The following is a 17909-nucleotide window of genomic DNA, read 5'->3' as shown; positions in this document are numbered from 1 at the left end:
ACTATGATTGATCCAGAATAAAATTAACGTTAGACTATCTATAAAATTATAGTTTTCCCATTTTCTGTAATACAAAAAGAACAACGATAGGGATGGCTAATAATATCACCATAAGTAAATGTTGCTGTAACACCCATGGTGATAATAATAATGTGATGAAATAACCACCCATTGCTCCACCAAAATGGGCATCATGCCCAATGTTATCCCGCCTGGCTTTCATGGCCCAAATCGAATAGAACAAATACCCTATACCAAATACATAAGCTGGAATAGGTATGATAAAAAATAAGCCCAACATCATGTCTGGTTGCAGTAAAATGGCAGCATAAAGCACACCTACAACTGCACCACTGGCACCTACTGCCGTGTAATTATATTCATCCTTATGAAATTGCAATGAAAGTAAATTACCCAAAACGAGGCTACCGAAGTATACCAGCAAAAATCCACCTGTGCCGATAAAACTGATTACACTGGAAGCAAAAAAATATAAAGTCAGCATATTAACAAATAAGTGAGTTGTATCTACATGTAAAAATGCTGAACTCAGAATTCTAATTTTATCCCCAGACTTTATGGATGAAATTTCAAATTTATACCTGTTGAAGAATTCATAATCATTAAATCCTTTAAACGACATTAATACATTAGCTGCTATAATCGCAATGACAACAAAATCTAGTCCACCCATAAGTTTCTTATCTCAAAAAGCCAAATATACCTATCTTTGGCGAAATTTTTGGTAAATGCAGGCTCTCGTTTTCTACATCCTCTATCCTTTTATGTGGCTCATTTCGCTATTACCATTTCGGGTTATTTATGGCCTGTCTGATATTTGTTATGTTCTCGTCTACAGAGTTTTAGGCTATCGTAAAAAAGTTGTGATGGAAAACCTAAACCTCGCCTTTCCGAATAAAAACGATGAGGAGAAACTGAGGATCGCATCCAAGTTTTACAAACACCTCTGTGATATATTATTTGAGTCTTTAAAGTCTATAACAATTTCAAAACAAGATATTAAAAAGCGTTTTCAGGTCCTAAACCCTGAAGTCATTAATGCTATAGAGGCAGACAAGCAAAGTACAATCGTTATACTTGGGCACTACGCCAGCTGGGAATGGACTTACGTCATCCAGCTATTTACTAATGCGAAAGGTTTCGGTGTCTATAAAAAACTTAAGAATAAATACTTTGATAAGCTCGTAAGAGATATTCGAGCAAAATTTGGAACCGAACTTATACACACCAAAGAGACTGTACCGAAACTACTGCGCTCCAGAGCTAAAGGGGAAATCTCCTTAAGTGGATTCATAGCCGACCAGTCCCCAAAATTGCAGAAGAATCAATATTGGTCTGAATTTATGGGTCATCAAGTTCCTGTATTTGTTGGGGCTGAAACTCTAGCCAAAAAATTAAACTATGCCGTTGCTTACTGTAAAATAAAGAAAGTAAAAAGAGGCTATTACACTGCTGAATTTGAAATTATGACCAGAGAACCAAAAGAATACGAAAACTTTCAAATCACCGAAGACTTTCTTAGGAGACTTGAAAATCAGATTCGTGAAGCTCCAGAATACTATTTATGGACGCATAAACGCTGGAAACATAGAAAACCCCTAGACAGCATCTAGGAGTTGAATTTTTTGTATTGAAATAAGTAGTGAGTCTAACTCATTTCTTTAAGCTCTGTAATGAAACGCTTTGCGAGATCATCTGCTTTGTTCTGGCTTTTAGCTTCGGTGTATATTCTAACAATAGGCTCAGTATTGGATTTTCTCAAATGAACCCATTCTTCAGCAAAATCAATCTTAACCCCGTCGATTGTTGAAACCTCTTCTCCTTGGTACTTTTCAGCCATACGGTCTAGTAATAAATCAACGTCTAATTGTGGAGTCAATTCTATTTTTTCCTTAGCCATGAAGTAGGAAGTGTAGGTAGATCTCAATTCTGAAACCTTGATTTGTTTTTCGGTTAATAAACTTAAAAACAATGCTACTCCCACCAGGCTATCTCTTCCGTAATGGAGCTCTGGATATATGATACCTCCATTTCCTTCTCCTCCAATAACGGCATTCACTTCCTTCATTTTGGCAACCACATTTACTTCTCCTACAGCACTGGCGTAATATTTACAGCCATGTTTTTCTGTGACATCGCGTAAGGCTCTCGAAGAGGATAGGTTACTTACAGTAGCTCCTTTTCTTCGACTCAAAACATAATCGGCAACACTTACCAGGGTATACTCTTCTCCAAACATTTCCCCTTTTTCATCTACTAAAGCCAATCGATCTACATCTGGATCTACAGCTATACCAAAATCCGCATTTTCTTCTACTACTTTTTTAGAGAGTTCCGATAAGTTTTTGGCTAATGGCTCTGGATTGTGAGGGAATTTTCCATTAGGCTCACAATAGAGCTTGATGACTTCTACACCTAGCATTTCCAAAAGGGGTGGTATAGAAATTCCTCCAGTAGAATTGACGGCATCTACCACTACTTTAATTTTAGCTTCCTTAATCTGGTCGACTTCAACCAGATTCAGTTTCATGACTTCTTCGATATGTAGATCGATATAAGCATTGTGGTAACTGATTTTCCCTAACTGATCTACTTCTGCAAATTCAACCTTGCCCTCGTCCACAAATTCTAATATTTGCTGTCCTTCTTCAGCATTTAAAAACTCACCGTCTTTATTCAAAAGTTTTAGGGCATTCCATTGTTTTGGATTATGACTGGCAGTAAGTATAATTCCACCATCGGCATGTTCCATTGTCACTGCTACTTCCACCGTTGGTGTGGTGGATAGTTCTAAGTCTACAACATGTATTCCCATTCCGGATAAAGTTTGCATCACTAGTGATTGAACCATCTTTCCAGATATTCTAGCATCTCTTCCAATAACGACTTTATAATGTTCTTTATTCCGTTGTGTTTTTATCCACTGCCCATAAGCTGCAGAAAATTTCACTATATCTATGGGCGTTAGATTTTCGCCTATGCTACCTCCAATGGTACCTCTAATGCCTGAAATAGATTTAATAAGTGTCATAACTAAGTTTTTTGATGAAATTTTTCGATTGTAAAGATACAAGTCAAAAGAATTAACTCATAAATAATTTGCTAAAACTGCTTAATAATCTAATTTAGAGCAATGAATTATTTAGCACACATTTTTCTTTCTGGTGATGATGATCTTCTTAAATTGGGGAATTTTATGGCCGATGAAATTAAAGGAAAATCCTATAAAACATACCCTTCAGAAATTCAAAGAGGCATATTGCTACATAGAGCAATAGATGATTATACAGATCATCATAAATTGGTATCCCGAGGAGCTCATCGTTTTTTTTCTGAAATAGGACATTATAATTCTGTTGTAATCGACATGATTTACGATCATATTTTAGCTAAAAACTGGAAAAATTATTGCCAGACTAAATTATCGGTTTATGCTGAAGAATTTTATCAGTTATTAGATGCTAATTTACTTCTGTTACCTAATAAGATAAGTAAAGTAGTGCCTTACATGATTGAACATAATTGGCTCCTCAACTATGCTAATCTGGACGATTTGAAGTCTATATTGATGCAAATGAATCGTAAAACTAAGCATGACACCCATCTTGAAATAGGGGTTGATATTTATCTACAGCACCAAGAAAGGTTTGAGGATGAATTTCGTCTCTTTTTTGATGACATTCAGTCATTTTGCCAATCTAAAATCAAAGAACTAAATAAGATAGTATGAAGAAATTATTGAAAATACTAAAGTGGATAGGCCTTGGTTTCCTTGGTCTATTATTAATTTTTACAATTGCAGGATTTTTTATGTCTGAGGAACTGCCGAAAGGGTCCTCCCCTAACGAAGCAGATCGACTTGCAGAACAAATACTTGAGGAGTTGAATTATGAAGCATATAAAAATACGTCTTATATAGGTTGGACTTTTGCAGGAATTCATTCTTACGAATGGCACAAAGCAGATGACTATGTGATTGTAAAGTCTGATGATTACGAAGTCAAGTTAGATTTATCGGACTATTCTAAAAGCGAAGTCATCTCCTCCAAAAATAGCGATGAACAAGCACTGATAAAGAGTTGCATCAAAAATTTTAATAATGACTCTTTTTGGCTCGTAGCGCCTTATAAGATTATGGAAGATCAGGTAGAGAGAAAAATAGTTAGGCAAGATGGAGATAAGAGTTTACTGGTAACCTACACCTCTGGAGGCAGTACGCCGGGTGATTCTTATTTATGGAAACTAGATCAAAACAAAAGACCCACATCGTTTAAAATGTGGGTCTCTATTATACCTGTAGGTGGCTTAGAAGCTCAGTGGACCAATTGGAAATCGACAGATTCTGGAGCAGTATTATCGACCAGAAAAACCGTCTTTGGTATTCCTATCGAAATATCAAATTTGGTCACAAAACCTTAAACGAAAGCAATCACAGCAGACATGACCAGCATTAAGAAGGCTGGTAATGAGCGTTTTGGTGAATCCCCTACTTTCACGTGCATTCCTATTGCTCCTATCATAAGTACACCCATTCCAATGGCACCAATAAAAGCTAAATTATATTCTGGCTTAAAAATACTAATGACTAAAAAGGCTGCAAAAAGTAACTTTAAAAAACCAACTACTGGAACAAACCATAAGGGAAGACCGTACTTTGCAAATTCTTCATTCATATTTCCAGCACCTCCGCCCCTCCATTCTGTTTTCTTGTTAAATCGAAGTAACCATACATTTAGGATACCTACCGCAATAATTATTTTTAATATTATCAATACAGTACTCATATCAGATTGTTTTTAACGAATATCTTAAAAATAATCAAAGCTGAAGGTACTCTAACATAATTTTAATGACAAAATGAACTTATTATTCTAAATCACCTAATAAGTCACCAAATTGACCCGGAAGAGCACTCATGTTAAATTGATCTGCCGATTGGGCAATCTTATAGATATCATTGACGTTTACTTCATTACCTCGCATTCTCAAAAGAATAAGTCCCATATTAGAATCGTACCCAAAGAAAATGAGTTCATCGATTTTATCTTCAGAACCAGAGAAAGCAAATCTGGCTTCTCTTTCTCCACCTTTAAAATTGATAAGAGATTCATAAGTATCATTATTTAAGATGGACCTCAGTTCGCTACGTTCGGTTTCTAACTTAGTACTATCCTTTTTACTCGTTAAAGCTAAGATGTTGATTTTTTCAATTTTTCTCAAGCTTTCTGACTTTTCATCAGATATACCTTCCAGGTTTTGAAATAAGATATTGGTAGGAATACTTGCAGAAATAAAATCTTCAGAATTTTCCTTTTCTACCATATATTCTTGTAAACTTGGGTTAGAATTACAAGAGTAAGTTAAAATAGCCAGTATTATTAAGGGGATTATCTTTTTCATAATTATTGGTTTTTAAGGTTTTCTAGAGATTTTCCTCCAGGGATGTTCATCTGGCTGGTTATTTTCGAAATATTTTTGAGATCGATATTTCCATTGATCATCATCAACACAGATTGAGTATCATTTTTCTCAGTAGAACTCACAAACATGAGAAGCTGCTTCACGAAATCGTCTGACTTGCCTGGCTTGATGTAAAAATAGACATCATTACCATCGCTTTTAACCCTCATTAATTCTTCTAAATTATTTTTAGCTTTTAAGGCATTAAAATCAGCTTGAAGTTCTTTCCCAATCTTGATATTTTCTGTAGTATATATTTTGATATCATCAAGATTTTCGACAATATCCATCACTACTTTCACATCCTCATCTTCACTTTCCAAATCGAGATTACTCATCAGCTTAAACATGCTTTTGTTAATCACAAAGGCGTTGACTTCACGATATTCGTCGTACTTAGAAAAGTTCTGAGCTATAGCATTTGAGCTCAAAATAGCCATGGTCATCATCAGACCTAATAATTTAATTGTTTTCATAGTTTTTCTTTTTATTTCAATATTTCATTTTTCTTTTCGCTGAATACTTCTACATATTCCAATTTTTCTAGACCCTTATTCATATTTAAAGAGATGAGATTAAGTGCATTTTGTGTTTTTTCAAAAGCCACTCTCGCTTCAGCTAATTTTTCTTGTTCAACTTGGTATTGGTAAAACCAGAGCGCACCGATAATAATACAAATGCTGGCAGCTATATTCATCCAGGAAAATCTGGACTTTTGTTTTGGAAGCACTACCTCACCAGGGTGTTGCGTTCCCGATTCTGCTTCAAAAAATTGAAACAATAGAGCGTACTCCTTAAAAGCCTCATCATAATGACCGGAAGAGAAATAGGCTTTCAACTCTTTCTCCTGCTCCAGAGAGCTTTCGCCTTCTTCATACAATTGCAATAAATGGCGAATGTATTTGTTATCGTATTCCATAATCTGCCGTTTTTTTCAATTCACTCATAATTTTTTTTCTTGCTCTAGATAATGCTACTCTAACCGAGGTAGAATTCATTCCTAGAATATCTTCAATCTCTTTATTGCTGAACTGTTCTATATCCCTAAGCTGTATGACCGCCCGTTGCTGTTCAGGCAATGCTTCTATAAATTTAGCTACCAGGCTAACTTCGTCTCTAGCTTCAATTTGTGAAGACAAAGAAGAACTTTCGTTAGTATAATTACTGTGAACTAGCTCTAAAGTTTTATGATGTTTAGACTTTATAACATCATAGCATTTATTTTTAGTCATCGTCATGGCATAGGCTTCAATATTTTTAACTTCATTAAGTTGATCTCTCAATTTCCAAAGTTTTAAAAGAACATCTTGTGTTGCATCTTTGGCTGCTGTTTCAGAAGATAACAGACGACGAGAAAATCTAAAGATTTTATCTTGTAGCGGTAAAATTTCTGTCGAATAAAATTCAGAAGCCATTCTTTTGTGCTGTTTCATTGAAGACGATGCAACAAAGGATTTGTTACATCTAAACATATTTCTATCTATAATTTGATTATTTTTAGCTCAAATTAAGATTGAATATGAAAGTAAGTAGATTACTTCTAGTTAGCCTAGTCATCACCTTAGGTTTTTCTTCCTGTCAGGACGATAGAGATGATAATATTAACAATATCAATGACTTAGCCAATCAAACCAATATAAAAGACTTTATTTGGAAGGGAATGAACACCTTTTATGTTTATAAAAGCGATGCTCCAGATTTGGCTAATGACAGATTTGAAAGTAGTGATGAGTACAGAAGTTTTTTGGAAAGTATAGAATCACCGGTGGATTTCTTTTTTTCACTCTTAGCCGATCAGGATCGCTTTAGCTTTATTGTTTCAGATTATGTGACTTTAGAACTGAATCAGGATGGGATTTCACTTTCTAATGGTATGGCTTTTGGTTTAGTCCAATTTACAGGCACTACTACTGTTTTTGGATTTGTAAGGTATGTTATTCCTGGTTCCCCAGCCGAAAGTGCTGGCCTGGAACGCGGTATGATATTCACAAGTATAGATGGTATTGAATTTACACCAGATACCAATTTTGGTCAACTCCTGGCTCCTGATTCCTATACAATTGGACTGGCAGAATTTCAAGGTAATGAATTAGTGAATTTAGATGAAGAGGTCAATCTTGCAAAAATCCAACTCACAGAGAATCCTATTTTTGAGCATAAAGTGATAGATGCAGATGGCCAAAGTGTTGGTTATTTGATGTATAATAATTTCAGAACTCCTTTTAATTCTGAATTGAACGGAATTTTCGCAGATTTTAAGGCTCAGGGTGTAACGGAATTAGTTTTAGACTTAAGGTATAATTCTGGAGGGAGCATTGAGACCTGTAAGGATTTATCCAGCATGATTACTGGCCAGTTCCAAGGAGAAGTTTTTGCTCAACAACTTTTCAATGATAATTTTGAAACTGAAAACCTTATTTTTGATAATCAAATTTCAACAGGAGAAAACATTAACAGCTTAAATTTATCTCGAGTGTTTGTGCTAACCTCGGGAGCTTCTGCTTCTGCAAGTGAGTTGCTAATTAATGCCTTGAACCCCTATATTGATGTTGTCCAAATTGGAACCACTACTGAAGGTAAGTTTGAAGGTTCTGCAACGCTTTATGATTCACCAAACTTTCTCCGTGATAATGTAAGTTTGGAGCACACCTATGCTATACAGCCGCTCATACTTAGAACGGCGAATAAGGTGGGATTTACAGATTTTTTTGCCGGCCTACCTCCAGATATAGAACAGCAAGAAAACTTTAGTGACTTGGGTGTAATTGGTGATCCTAATGAAACTTTACTTAACAGGGCTTTACAAGAAATAAGTCCGGGTTTTCAGCCTTCTTCTTCTCAAGAATCAAAATGGCTGAGAACCATAGAGCATTTAGGTGAAAATCAAATGAATTCACCTACCTACCAGCGTATGTATTTAGAGGACGGAGCCCTATCATTTTGAAATCTATAGATCATAACGTTTTAGCATTGGAAGAAAAGGTAGAACTTCTGCTGGAGCTCAACCAGCTGAAAAAAGCCTACAAGTCTTTAGTGGCTTCAGTCTCTCATGATTTAGCTTCTCCATTGAGTTATCTTAAGTTTTCAACAGAAATTCTGGAATCTCAAATAGATTCTGATGACAATGAAGACTTAAGGGAAACGTCTAGAGTCTTAGGATCATCCACCTCCAAATTAAGTCATGAAGCTCATTTAATAGTTAAAAACGCTAAAGCTGTAATTGAAGAGTTGCATACAGAAAAATCAAGGCTTAGCTGTATTCTGGATTCATCGATTAAAGATGTTTTTAAAAAAGATATCGAAACACGTATTAAAAATGACATCACTCTGAGTGACGGAATTATTTATCAGTATATAATCGCTTCCACCTGTTCTTTACTCAAATCCATTAACTTGACACCTGTGTCAATTCAAGTGCAAAACAAAGACAAGGTTGTCGAAATTAAATTCAACTTTGAGGTTTTATCAAGTGATTTTAATGAAAGGCTACGGGAAAAATCAGAAAAACAAAAAGAAAATGAGGTTTATATATTGGCCTATCAATATCTACAGGCTAAATTTAATCGTAAACAAAAGGAAAACTGCATCAAATTAAATCTCATTAAGAATTAATTCGCAGCGATGTTATAATCTGTTCGATAAGCATCAACTAAGCCGATGTTAGTATTGATATTCAGTTTTTGCATGATACGTTTCTTGTAAGTACTTACCGTAGATTTTTGAAGATTTAATTCTTCTGAAATATCAAGGTTACTCTTACCATCGGCCAGCAAAGATAAAATTTGAAATTCTCGATGAGATAACAGATTGGATAAGGACATGTCGTTTCCATTCTTTTTATTTAAAAGCTCATCCTCGATATCTTCATCTATAAAGCGTTTATTATTTTCTAACACCTTCACCGCTAAAGCAATTTTTTGTAGGGGCTGCGATTTACTCAAATAACCATCTGCACCATTCCTTATAAAATTAATAGCGTACTGTGGTTCTTCGTGAGCAGAGTACATCAAAATTTTAATGCTTGAAGAATTTGCCTTGATATCTTTCACAATATCTACCGTATTGCCTCCTGGCATTTTAATATCCAGAATAACAAGATCAACGTTTTTATGAGCAAGAAGCTGATTTCTAAGCTCATTGGTAGATGACACTTTGATGATTTCTGGAGAAAGAATAGATTGCCTCAAAATCGCTTCAACTCCGTGTTTTACCACATCATGATCATCTGCTAGAATGATTTTGGTTATTTTTTTCAAATTTATTTTGGTTAAATATTATACTAAATTAATAAAAGTAGATTTAATACTACAAATTATTTTTATTACGTACGAAAAAAATTGTCCTCCGGTTTTAATTTTATAACTAAATAAACCTCGCATAGGGTTTCAATCTTCATTTTAATCTTAAATTTGCAGACTGAAAAATAAGCCTATGAAATCCACAGCACTTAATCCTATTCACCACCAACTTGGAGCCAAAATGGTTCCTTTTGCAGGATACGAGATGCCAGTCTCCTACTCTGGTGTCAACATTGAACATGAAACCGTACGAAAGCATCTTGGAGTCTTTGATGTATCTCATATGGGAGAATTTTTTGTAGAGGGTAAAGAAGCTGTTCAATTACTGCAGTTTGTTACTTCCAATGATGTGTCTAAGCTAGTTGACAGACAAGCACAATACACCTGCATGCCTAATGCTACAGGAGGAATTGTGGATGATTTGATTATCTACAAATTCAATGAAGAAAAATTCATGATGGTGGTCAACGCCTCTAATATAGACAAAGACTGGGAGTGGATCTCTTCTCATAATACATTTGATGCTGAATTAATAAATCGATCTGATGACTATTCTTTATTGGCCATTCAAGGACCAAAAGCGGTAGAAGCCATGCAGAGCGTATCGCCATTGGACTTATCTCAAATTAAATTTTACCATTTTGAAGTTGGAGAATTTGCTGGTGCGAAAGATGTCATTATTTCTGCGACAGGCTACACTGGTAGTGGTGGGTTTGAAATTTATTTCAAAAATACAGATGCCGAACAAATATGGACTCGAGTCCTTGAAGCCGGTAAAGACTTTGGCATTCAACCTATAGGATTAGCAGCAAGAGATACATTACGCTTAGAGATGGGCATGTGTCTCTACGGAAATGATATCGATGAAACTACCTCTCCAATTGAAGCTAAGTTGGGTTGGATTACTAAGTTCACCAAAGACTTCGTCAATGCGGAGGCTCTAAAAAAAGAAAAGGAAGAAGGTCCATCTAGAAAATTAATAGCTTTCGAAGTGATTGACAAAGGCATCCCAAGACAGGGTTATGAGTTATTGAATATGCAAGGCGATAGCATAGGACAAGTTACTTCAGGAACCATGTCTCCGAGTTTAAAAAAAGCAATAGGAATGGGATATGTGAAAACAGAATATGCCAAGTTTGGAAATGAAATTTTAATACAAATCAGGAAAAAACAAATCAAAGCTGTTATTGTAAAACCTCCATTTTATAAAGGTTAACATTATAATAAGTTCATAATGTGAGTCGTTTCTGGCATAGAAATGGCTCATTTTTATTTAAAATAAATACTAGAAACATTAAACACAGTAAAAAAATATTGATTTTAGGAGCAAGCGGCTTTCTTGGAAGTGCTCTGATCAAAGAATTGTCTCCATATTATGATGTCTATGGCACCTATGCTCGAGACAATGCTACTTTAGAAAGTAATAAGCGTATGTTTCAATGGAATGCCGAGACAGAAACATTGAGCCTTTTACTCGATGAATTAGCTCCAGATCTTATTATTTCTGCCATTCGCGGAGATTTTACAGCTCAAACCCATGTTCATTTTGAAATCATTGCTTATCTGATCAAATTTCAAAAGAAATTAATTTTCATTTCTTCCGCTAATGTTTTCGATGTCTTTACCAATTACCCTTCCTACGAATATGATAAAACCTTATCTGAAAGTGTTTATGGCAGATTTAAAATCAGAATAGAGAATGCATTGCTCAGACTGCCAAACCCACTATATACCATCGTTCGGTTACCCATGATTTACGGACACAATTCTCCAAGGGTTAAGGAATTGAAATTACAACACGAATTAAAAGAACCAATAGAAGTCTTTCCTAATGTAGTTATCAATGCTACTACTCAAGATAAATTTGCTCAGCAAATTCATTATATCATCAATAGAGAATTAAATGGAGTGTATCATCTCGGTAGTCAAAACCTGATTCACCATAAAGAGTTGATTTACGATATACTGAAAGGCTTAGAGCTAGAACAGCCCATCTTTAAGAATGTGTATAACTCTAATGAGGACCGCTATATAGCTGTTATACCAAAGGAAAATATTTTGCCAAAGAACCTTCAAATCACTATTGAAGAAGTAGTTGCAGACTCTGTAAAACTATCTTAAGATTAAGGTTTTCATGAAGATGAATTGTATATTCAATTAAAAATATTTCAATATGAAACCATTAGAAGAAAAAGAGATTTTAAGTCAATTAGAGAAATTAGAAGGGTGGAGCTATAACGAAAATGCCATTCATACCACACTAGAATTCGAAAACTTTAAAGACGCCTTTTCTGCGATGACCAGAATTGCTTTTGAAGCAGAAGCTCAGCAACACCATCCCAACTGGTTTAATGTGTATAATACCTTAGAAATAAGTTTATCCACCCATGATGCTGACGGGGTTACTGATAAAGATTTTAAACTGGCTCATACCATAGAATCTATTGTTTCAGCATAATTCGGACTATCCTTTAACAAAAGTTGAGTTAATTTAGTTAAGTCTTAAACACTTTTACCCAACTAAGTATATATTTGTCCAAAAAATATCGGATTATGATCAATGCTTTAGAATGGAGATATGCGACTAAGAAGTTTGACGATGAAAGAAAAATTGACAGCACAAAGATTGAACTTATAAAAAAAGCCTTCAATCTCACTCCTACTTCTTATGGATTACAACCCCTAAGATTAGTAATTGTAAAAGAACAAAGTATAAAAGATAGATTGTTTAAACACAGTTATAATCAAATTCAAGTCAAAAGTGCCTCTCATGTTTTAATCATCTGTATTGAAAACACAATTGATGCTGAATTCATCAACCACAATTTTGAACTTCAGAAAGAAATACGAGATGTTAATGATGAAACTGTGAAGCCTTTTAAAGAATTCTTATTGAAGGACTTTGGGAATAAGTCAGAACAGCATATCCATAATTGGGCGATCAACCAGGCTTATTTAGCCTTAGGCAATCTGCTTACGGTATGTGCCTCAGAAAAAATTGATGCCTGTCCCATGGAAGGGTTTGATCCTAAAGCTTACGATGATATTTTAAAGCTTAATGACAAAGGGATTTCTTCAGCATTAGTCCTACCGATTGGCTATAGAGCAAAAGATGATAAGTTTGCCGATTTTAAAAAAGTAAGACGCCCTCAGGAAGAGACGATTATTGAATACTAGATTTTTGATGTTAGACTTTAGATTTTAGATTTTAGATGTTAGACATCAGATTCTGATGTTAGATTAAAGAGTTTAGACTTGAGATTTAAGATCTAATTTTATCAATTAAGCAATTGATTGGACCTGGATGGGAATTAGAGTTTAGCGTTTTCCGTTTATCGTGTAATCGGGTAGTCGAGTAATAAGTCATGAGTCAAAGAGTCTGTAGTCTTGTATCAAATCATCTCGATTCTTGACTCTAATCAAAAAATTCTAAATTCAACACTACTCTTTCCCATCAACAAAGTCCTGTAAGTATTTATATCTAGGTGTCAGTTCACCATCTTTTGTCATTCTGGCACGTTCTAAAATTCCATCTAAATCCTTATTAAAAAAAGCAGGAATCACGTGTTCTGCAAACATGTCACCGAATCCCTCACTTGCATCCTTGGGCAATTCACAGGGTAAATTATCTACGGCCATCACTGTGATAGCTCCATCAGCATCAAAAGCAACTTCAGACTCGGTTTTTGGATCGTAACCATAAAAAGGATCGGCGATGGTAGAAGGGCGAATAGTAGAAGCTACGGGACCGTCGATGTCACAGCTTATATCGGCGATAAGGTCAATTTTAAAATCTTTATGTTTAGTATCTTCCCTGGTAAACAGAAAAGGAGCGTCATCTCCGTAGAAATGACCGGCAATGAAGAAATTGGTAACCTTTGCAAATCGCATAAAATCAGATTTATAAGGTGTGGGATCCAAAAAGAATTCAGAGATTTTGCCTGGCTTTCCATCTATTCGTTTGTTATAGTCCATCACATCGATGTTACAATAAACTGGCTCTTCAAATTCAGTTTCTAGAAAGGCCTCTACTCCAACCTGCTTAATTTTTAGATAATCTAAAATCTCTTTAGCTCCCATGGCAACTTTGCCAAGTCCAGAAAGACAAATCTTAAGAGGTGGAACTTTAATTTGGTCGAGCTGATCTTTAACTGCACTTAAGTCCTCCAGACCTTCAACTTTAGGCAGATTGAATAATTGATCTCTTAAGCCTAAAGTTCTAAACCCATTGTAAGCTCCAACTAAACCAGCGTAACGACCAAAGCCAATTAAGCGATTGCCCTGAGGAGCAGTAACGACTTCATGATCATAAAGTTCTATCCGCTTTTCTAACACTGCTTTAAGTAAGTCTCTGTTATAGGGTTGTTTCTTGATGGTATGCGAAAAGAAAAAATAAGCTTTATTGGGTAAAAGAGCATCAATAGGCACTTCTTTGACTCCTAACAAGACATCGCAACTGGAGAGGTCTTTTGAAAGTCGTAAACCCGCCTCTTTATAAGCCTGATCTGAGAATATTCGAATGTCTGAAGGCTCAATTACAAATTCTAAATCTTTGAATTGCATCTGGACTTCTGCCGCTTTTTGTGGCGAAAACACAACTCTACGATCTGGTGGTGTTTTGCGTTCTTTTATAATTCCTATCGTCATAGACTTGGTTTTAAGATAACGCTGTTAGAATTATCTTATTAAAGTTTCGACTAAAATAGAACGATAAAAGAACGTGCACAACAAATCGGAACTATTAAAAATCAATCTAAGCGCTCAACTTCACTCTCGCTTTTTAAAACAAAGGTTCCGTCCTCCTGTTCTATTAAAAGCGCTTTATTATTCTTCTTACCATCGCGGGTTATTTCTGAACCTTTTATGGTTTTAGTAACTTTATGTGTGTAAGACTCTTTTACTGTGCCTTCAGCGCTGCCTTGACCCCAGTTCCATTGAACTTTTGTACCTTCTTTTATCATAATATCAACTTATTGAATGAAATAATAAATTTATAAGCAAGAGCTAGTAAAAAATCTTAATCTCATTATAAATTTTAAACAACATATAGTTTACCTGGTATTTTTAGTAGCTTTGCATCCACTAAAATAATCTATAATTCAATAGGTTTTAAGTGTTCATTGACGTGATAGTAAATTTTTGCTTCACTCCTTTTTAAAAATGGGGTCGATTTGGTTTTGACAGCAAGACCAATTGAATGGTAAGCACGCCGAGCGCTGGGATATAGCTCGTAAATCTCATATTTCACACTTTTTTAAACGGCGAAGATAATTACGCCTTGGCTGCATAATCTGAATCACAGTAGGATATGCTTAATCCCAACAAGGTTGGGAGCTAAGATGTCTCGCAAAAGCCTTGATTTACGGCGTTTGCAACAGAGGCACCGGTAAAGTAAATATAGCTAGCGCAGGGCCTTGATGCGTTAGTGAAACTTAATTGAGGATAAGGACAAGGTAGGTGGTTTTCAGCCAGTCTTGTCCCGACAATCCAAGAGAAAACTAAGCGTGTAGAAAGCTGTTGAATTGCTTGTTTGGACGGGAGTTCGAGTCTCCCCGACTCCACTTTTTGAGTATCAAACTCATACATAAACCCTGTAAGTCTATGATTTACAGGGTTTTTTGTTTTTACCAATGTCATTTAATATCAAATAATATGATCCTAAGCGAGACCAATACGGTGACCCATTGTGTAACTATAAAAAGGGGTCTCGCTAAGCCTTCAAGGCATTGTTTTTCAATTCTTTACATAAGGTTAAAATTTTATTTTTTATCTTCTTTTTAGGTAGTTTAGGTGACCATTCGAGACCTAAAATTTTAATTTCTCATGAAAACCGATTTTTACACGCACTTTCACCTTCTAAATAAGAAGATAAATAAACGTGGTCTTGCACCTATTTATCTCCGCATTACAGTCGACAGTAAAAGAAAAGAATTTAGTATTTCCCGAAGAATACAGCCGGAATTCTGGCATTCTAAAATGCAAAAGGTTATGGGAAATAACCAAACTGCAAAAGAGATCAATACTCACATTAATAATATTCGGCATAAGCTTAATAAAATTCACCAGATATTGTCAGATGATGACCAGCCGATAACAGCTGAAGTAATGGTAAGTATATTGAAGGGCGAAAATAAAAAAAAGCCTAAAATGACTTTAGAGGCCTTTAAAGAACATAATCAACAAATGGATCGGCTTTCGGGCAAGAGCATCTCAGAGAGCACTGCTAAGCGTTATTGGACCTGTTATAATCATATAGAACAGTTCATCAAAGGAGAATTCAAATCAAATGATTGGGTCATGAATGACATTAACCATCAATTCATCACCAAATTTGAATATTTCTTAAAAACTAAAAAGGCTTGTAATCATAATTCCGCACTTAAATATGTCAACAACTTTAAAAAAATTATCAGGATAGCACTAGCTAATCAATGGATGGATAGAGATCCATTTTATAATTACAAAGTACAATTTGAATCTGTTGAGCGAGAATTCCTGAATGAAAAAGAAATAAAGACGTTGATTGAAAAAGAACTTCATATTGACAGGTTGAAATTAGTTAGAGATATGTTTGTTTTTAGTTGTTATACCGGACTAGCCTATTCCGATGTTAAAAAATTAAGTTCAAACAACATCACTACAGGAATTGACGGTGGTAAATGGATACGAATCAAAAGAACTAAAACAAAATCTCTTAGTAGTATACCTCTTTTACCAATTGCAGAAGAAATAATTGAACGTTATAAGACACATCCAGAAGTTGAAAAAGGAAACTGTATTCTTCCCGTTCTCAGTAATCAAAAATCAAATGCCTTTCTAAAAGAAATTGCAGCGTTGTGTGGAATAACCAAACCACTAACCACTCACTTAGCCCGTCATACATTTGCTACGACAATCACTTTAACTAACGGTGTCCCAATTGAAACTGTAAGTAAAATGCTTGGCCATAAAGATCTTAGAACAACTCAGCATTATGCCAGAATTGTAGATCGTAAGATCAGTGATGACATGAAACTATTGAAAGAGAAGTTAGAAAATAACAAACTAAATTAAAAACTATCCTTTCCTTATAATTACAAGAAAAGGACAGTTTGTATTTTACTTCTTTAATAATCGTCTGATGACTTTAGCTCCATTTTTTGACCTGATGGAAACCAAATACTGAGCTGATTGTAAATTCGAAACGTCAATCTGCTTTTGATTACGATTCAAATTTATGTTCATCACCTCCTTACCTGTTAAATCATAAATGGTCATATCTTCTAATTCCACATAATCTGGAAGCTCGATGGACAATAGATTTCCAACCGGATTAGGATATATACTCAGGGTATTAAGGCTTAGGTCATCTAGTCCTAAAGTCTCTTCTACAGTAATTTTAACTGTACATTCATCTGTATTACCAGCAAGATCTGTAGCTATGAAAGTAAAATCATATTCACCCTGACTCAGGCTCGAACCTGGAGCTGGATTTTGAGTAATACTGGCAACATTTCCATCACAATTATCTGTTGCTGTAACATCACCATTACCGACAAAGTCAGGAACTGTATAGGTGGTCTCACCAGAAGTTAAGGTGATGGTTTGATCACTAAGACAAGAAATTACTGGATCTACATTATCTACAGCCTCGACCTCTATAGAAACTATAACTGAACAATTTCTAGCATCTGTAACAGTAACCTCGTAGTTTCCAACGGGAAGACCTGATACATCTTCTGTTGTTGCAGAATTGTTCCAAGCAAATGTATAAGGTAAAGTACCTCCGGTTACTGTTAATTCAATAGATCCATCAGTATCACTAGCACAGGTTACATTCGTAGCTACTGCTGAAGCTGAGAGTGTACAGTCTAGAATTGTAATTTCAAAATTTGCTGTGTTTGAACAAGCCCCATTGGTAGTATAAAAAACAGTGTAGGTTCCTGGTGCAGAAACACTCACATCAATTATTCCAGATGAAGCATCTATAACAAGTCCAGCTGCTGAAGTAAAGGTTCCACCCGATAATCCTGTGATCGTTGGAGTTGGATCGTCACTTTCTACACTATATTCATTTTCAGCATACGAGAATGAAGCATCATCTAAAGCGTTGATCGTGACACTAACATCTGACGAATTTGGACAAGTTCC

General features: G+C 35.3%; 21 protein-coding genes and 1 other RNA gene. 11 read left to right on the top strand and 11 right to left on the bottom strand.

The genetic code is table 11. The features are described 5' to 3' along the window. Window positions 1–46: 46 nt before the first annotated feature. Window positions 47–694: a rhomboid family intramembrane serine protease gene (locus tag F598_RS0107420; protein ID WP_019038404.1), complete on the bottom strand. Its 648-nt coding sequence runs from the start codon at window positions 692–694 to the stop codon at window positions 47–49. Window positions 695–749: 55 nt separating this feature from the next. Here F598_RS0107420 and F598_RS0107415 point away from each other — a divergent pair, with 55 nt between their 5' ends. Then, a complete protein-coding gene (locus F598_RS0107415; RefSeq protein ID WP_026302581.1) occupies window positions 750–1634 on the top strand; it encodes a lysophospholipid acyltransferase family protein in 885 nt (294 codons plus the stop codon). Between the two features lie 35 nt (window positions 1635–1669). Here F598_RS0107415 and glmM read toward each other — a convergent pair whose 3' ends face one another. After that, window positions 1670–3052 carry a phosphoglucosamine mutase gene (gene glmM, locus F598_RS0107410; RefSeq protein WP_019038402.1) on the bottom strand — a complete coding sequence of 461 codons (1383 nt, stop codon included), beginning with the start codon at window positions 3050–3052 and terminating at the stop codon, window positions 1670–1672. Window positions 3053–3154: 102 nt separating this feature from the next. Here glmM and F598_RS0107405 point away from each other — a divergent pair, with 102 nt between their 5' ends. Then, window positions 3155–3751, top strand: a complete 597-nt coding sequence (locus tag F598_RS0107405; protein ID WP_019038401.1) for an acyl carrier protein phosphodiesterase — start codon at window positions 3155–3157, stop codon at window positions 3749–3751. After that, on the top strand, window positions 3748–4440 hold the full coding sequence (locus F598_RS0107400) for a hypothetical protein (protein WP_019038400.1): 693 nt from the start codon (window positions 3748–3750) through the stop codon (window positions 4438–4440). Before F598_RS0107405 ends, F598_RS0107400 begins: the two co-directional genes overlap by 4 nt. On the opposite strand, the gene F598_RS0107395 is transcribed toward F598_RS0107400, so the two are convergent. From F598_RS0107395 to F598_RS0107375, 5 genes are all read right to left on the bottom strand, one after another. Beyond that, the gene (locus F598_RS0107395) at window positions 4437–4805 is read right to left on the bottom strand and encodes a DoxX family protein (protein WP_019038399.1); all 369 of its coding nucleotides are present in this window, start codon (window positions 4803–4805) and stop codon (window positions 4437–4439) included. The genes F598_RS0107400 and F598_RS0107395 overlap by 4 nt on opposite strands. Window positions 4806–4887: 82 nt before the next feature. Next, a complete protein-coding gene (locus F598_RS0107390) occupies window positions 4888–5421 on the bottom strand; it encodes a DUF4252 domain-containing protein (RefSeq protein WP_033408452.1) in 534 nt (177 codons plus the stop codon). A gap of 2 nt (window positions 5422–5423) precedes the next feature. Further along, entirely contained in the window at window positions 5424–5957 is a 534-nt protein-coding gene (locus tag F598_RS0107385; protein WP_019038397.1) for a DUF4252 domain-containing protein, read from the bottom strand. 11 nt (window positions 5958–5968) lie between these two features. Further along, the gene (locus F598_RS0107380; RefSeq protein ID WP_019038396.1) at window positions 5969–6400 is read right to left on the bottom strand and encodes a hypothetical protein; all 432 of its coding nucleotides are present in this window, start codon (window positions 6398–6400) and stop codon (window positions 5969–5971) included. Continuing rightward, complete coding sequence (locus F598_RS0107375; protein WP_019038395.1) at window positions 6387–6914, bottom strand: RNA polymerase sigma factor; 528 nt, start codon at window positions 6912–6914, stop codon at window positions 6387–6389. Before F598_RS0107375 ends, F598_RS0107380 begins: the two co-directional genes overlap by 14 nt. An 86-nt stretch (window positions 6915–7000) precedes the next feature. On the opposite strand from F598_RS0107375, the gene F598_RS0107370 reads away from it, so the two are divergent. Both F598_RS0107370 and F598_RS14510 read left to right on the top strand, forming a co-directional pair. Beyond that, on the top strand, window positions 7001–8425 hold the full coding sequence (locus F598_RS0107370) for a S41 family peptidase (RefSeq protein ID WP_019038394.1): 1425 nt from the start codon (window positions 7001–7003) through the stop codon (window positions 8423–8425). Beyond that, window positions 8422–9093 (top strand): histidine kinase, encoded by a 672-nt coding sequence (locus tag F598_RS14510; protein ID WP_051080726.1) that lies wholly within the window; start codon window positions 8422–8424, stop codon window positions 9091–9093. Before F598_RS0107370 ends, F598_RS14510 begins: the two co-directional genes overlap by 4 nt. On the opposite strand, the gene F598_RS0107360 is transcribed toward F598_RS14510, so the two are convergent. Next, the gene (locus tag F598_RS0107360) at window positions 9090–9737 is read right to left on the bottom strand and encodes a response regulator (RefSeq protein ID WP_019038392.1); all 648 of its coding nucleotides are present in this window, start codon (window positions 9735–9737) and stop codon (window positions 9090–9092) included. The two genes, F598_RS14510 and F598_RS0107360, sit on opposite strands and share 4 nt — an antisense overlap. Before the next feature lie 175 nt (window positions 9738–9912). Here F598_RS0107360 and gcvT point away from each other — a divergent pair, with 175 nt between their 5' ends. The 4 genes from gcvT to F598_RS0107340 all read left to right on the top strand — a co-directional run bounded on the left by gcvT (window position 9913) and on the right by F598_RS0107340 (window position 12956). Beyond that, complete coding sequence (gcvT, locus tag F598_RS0107355; protein ID WP_019038391.1) at window positions 9913–10995, top strand: glycine cleavage system aminomethyltransferase GcvT; 1083 nt, start codon at window positions 9913–9915, stop codon at window positions 10993–10995. A gap of 98 nt (window positions 10996–11093) precedes the next feature. Continuing rightward, a complete protein-coding gene (locus F598_RS0107350) occupies window positions 11094–11900 on the top strand; it encodes a sugar nucleotide-binding protein (RefSeq protein WP_245539762.1) in 807 nt (268 codons plus the stop codon). Window positions 11901–11952: 52 nt separating this feature from the next. Next, the gene (locus F598_RS0107345) at window positions 11953–12237 is read left to right on the top strand and encodes a 4a-hydroxytetrahydrobiopterin dehydratase (protein ID WP_019038389.1); all 285 of its coding nucleotides are present in this window, start codon (window positions 11953–11955) and stop codon (window positions 12235–12237) included. A gap of 95 nt (window positions 12238–12332) precedes the next feature. Then, window positions 12333–12956, top strand: coding sequence for an NAD(P)H-dependent oxidoreductase (locus F598_RS0107340; RefSeq protein WP_019038388.1), 624 nt, complete (start codon window positions 12333–12335; stop codon window positions 12954–12956). A gap of 264 nt (window positions 12957–13220) precedes the next feature. Here F598_RS0107340 and F598_RS0107335 read toward each other — a convergent pair whose 3' ends face one another. After that, window positions 13221–14426, bottom strand: a complete 1206-nt coding sequence (locus F598_RS0107335) for an NAD(P)-dependent oxidoreductase (RefSeq protein ID WP_019038387.1) — start codon at window positions 14424–14426, stop codon at window positions 13221–13223. Window positions 14427–14527: 101 nt separating this feature from the next. Next, window positions 14528–14740 carry a hypervirulence associated TUDOR domain-containing protein gene (locus F598_RS0107330; protein WP_019038386.1) on the bottom strand — a complete coding sequence of 71 codons (213 nt, stop codon included), beginning with the start codon at window positions 14738–14740 and terminating at the stop codon, window positions 14528–14530. 201 nt (window positions 14741–14941) lie between these two features. Here F598_RS0107330 and ssrA point away from each other — a divergent pair. Together ssrA and F598_RS0107320 are read left to right on the top strand one after the other, a co-directional pair. Beyond that, window positions 14942–15343: a transfer-messenger RNA gene (ssrA, locus tag F598_RS15085) on the top strand. Window positions 15344–15602: 259 nt separating this feature from the next. Beyond that, window positions 15603–16832, top strand: a complete 1230-nt coding sequence (locus tag F598_RS0107320) for a site-specific integrase (RefSeq protein WP_019038384.1) — start codon at window positions 15603–15605, stop codon at window positions 16830–16832. Between the two features lie 45 nt (window positions 16833–16877). Here F598_RS0107320 and F598_RS15450 read toward each other — a convergent pair. Then, window positions 16878–17909 (bottom strand): T9SS type A sorting domain-containing protein (locus F598_RS15450; protein ID WP_026302578.1); only part of this gene is annotated, 1032 nt, incomplete at its 5' end.

Source organism: Psychroflexus tropicus DSM 15496, from assembly GCF_000378765.1.
Lineage (GTDB): Bacteria > Bacteroidota > Bacteroidia > Flavobacteriales > Flavobacteriaceae > Psychroflexus > Psychroflexus tropicus.
This window is presented reverse-complemented; position numbering and strand designations above follow the sequence as displayed.

What these genes read in the sequence shown, in the direction of transcription:
- F598_RS0107405 (WP_019038401.1), top strand. Translation starts at nt 3,155, where the DNA reads ATGAATTATTTAGCACACATTTTTCTTTCTGGTGATGATGATCTTCTT.
- F598_RS0107390 (WP_033408452.1), bottom strand. Translation starts at nt 5,421, where the DNA reads ATGAAAAAGATAATCCCCTTAATAATACTGGCTATTTTAACTTACTCT.
- F598_RS0107340 (WP_019038388.1), top strand. Translation starts at nt 12,333, where the DNA reads ATGATCAATGCTTTAGAATGGAGATATGCGACTAAGAAGTTTGACGAT.
- F598_RS0107385 (WP_019038397.1), bottom strand. Translation starts at nt 5,957, where the DNA reads ATGAAAACAATTAAATTATTAGGTCTGATGATGACCATGGCTATTTTG.
- F598_RS0107395 (WP_019038399.1), bottom strand. Translation starts at nt 4,805, where the DNA reads ATGAGTACTGTATTGATAATATTAAAAATAATTATTGCGGTAGGTATC.
- F598_RS0107345 (WP_019038389.1), top strand. Translation starts at nt 11,953, where the DNA reads ATGAAACCATTAGAAGAAAAAGAGATTTTAAGTCAATTAGAGAAATTA.
- F598_RS0107400 (WP_019038400.1), top strand. Translation starts at nt 3,748, where the DNA reads ATGAAGAAATTATTGAAAATACTAAAGTGGATAGGCCTTGGTTTCCTT.
- glmM (WP_019038402.1), bottom strand. Translation starts at nt 3,052, where the DNA reads ATGACACTTATTAAATCTATTTCAGGCATTAGAGGTACCATTGGAGGT.
- F598_RS0107370 (WP_019038394.1), top strand. Translation starts at nt 7,001, where the DNA reads ATGAAAGTAAGTAGATTACTTCTAGTTAGCCTAGTCATCACCTTAGGT.
- F598_RS0107375 (WP_019038395.1), bottom strand. Translation starts at nt 6,914, where the DNA reads ATGAAACAGCACAAAAGAATGGCTTCTGAATTTTATTCGACAGAAATT.
- F598_RS0107330 (WP_019038386.1), bottom strand. Translation starts at nt 14,740, where the DNA reads ATGATAAAAGAAGGTACAAAAGTTCAATGGAACTGGGGTCAAGGCAGC.
- gcvT (WP_019038391.1), top strand. Translation starts at nt 9,913, where the DNA reads ATGAAATCCACAGCACTTAATCCTATTCACCACCAACTTGGAGCCAAA.
- F598_RS0107420 (WP_019038404.1), bottom strand. Translation starts at nt 694, where the DNA reads ATGGGTGGACTAGATTTTGTTGTCATTGCGATTATAGCAGCTAATGTA.
- F598_RS0107320 (WP_019038384.1), top strand. Translation starts at nt 15,603, where the DNA reads ATGAAAACCGATTTTTACACGCACTTTCACCTTCTAAATAAGAAGATA.
- F598_RS0107380 (WP_019038396.1), bottom strand. Translation starts at nt 6,400, where the DNA reads ATGGAATACGATAACAAATACATTCGCCATTTATTGCAATTGTATGAA.
- F598_RS0107335 (WP_019038387.1), bottom strand. Translation starts at nt 14,426, where the DNA reads ATGACGATAGGAATTATAAAAGAACGCAAAACACCACCAGATCGTAGA.
- F598_RS0107415 (WP_026302581.1), top strand. Translation starts at nt 750, where the DNA reads ATGCAGGCTCTCGTTTTCTACATCCTCTATCCTTTTATGTGGCTCATT.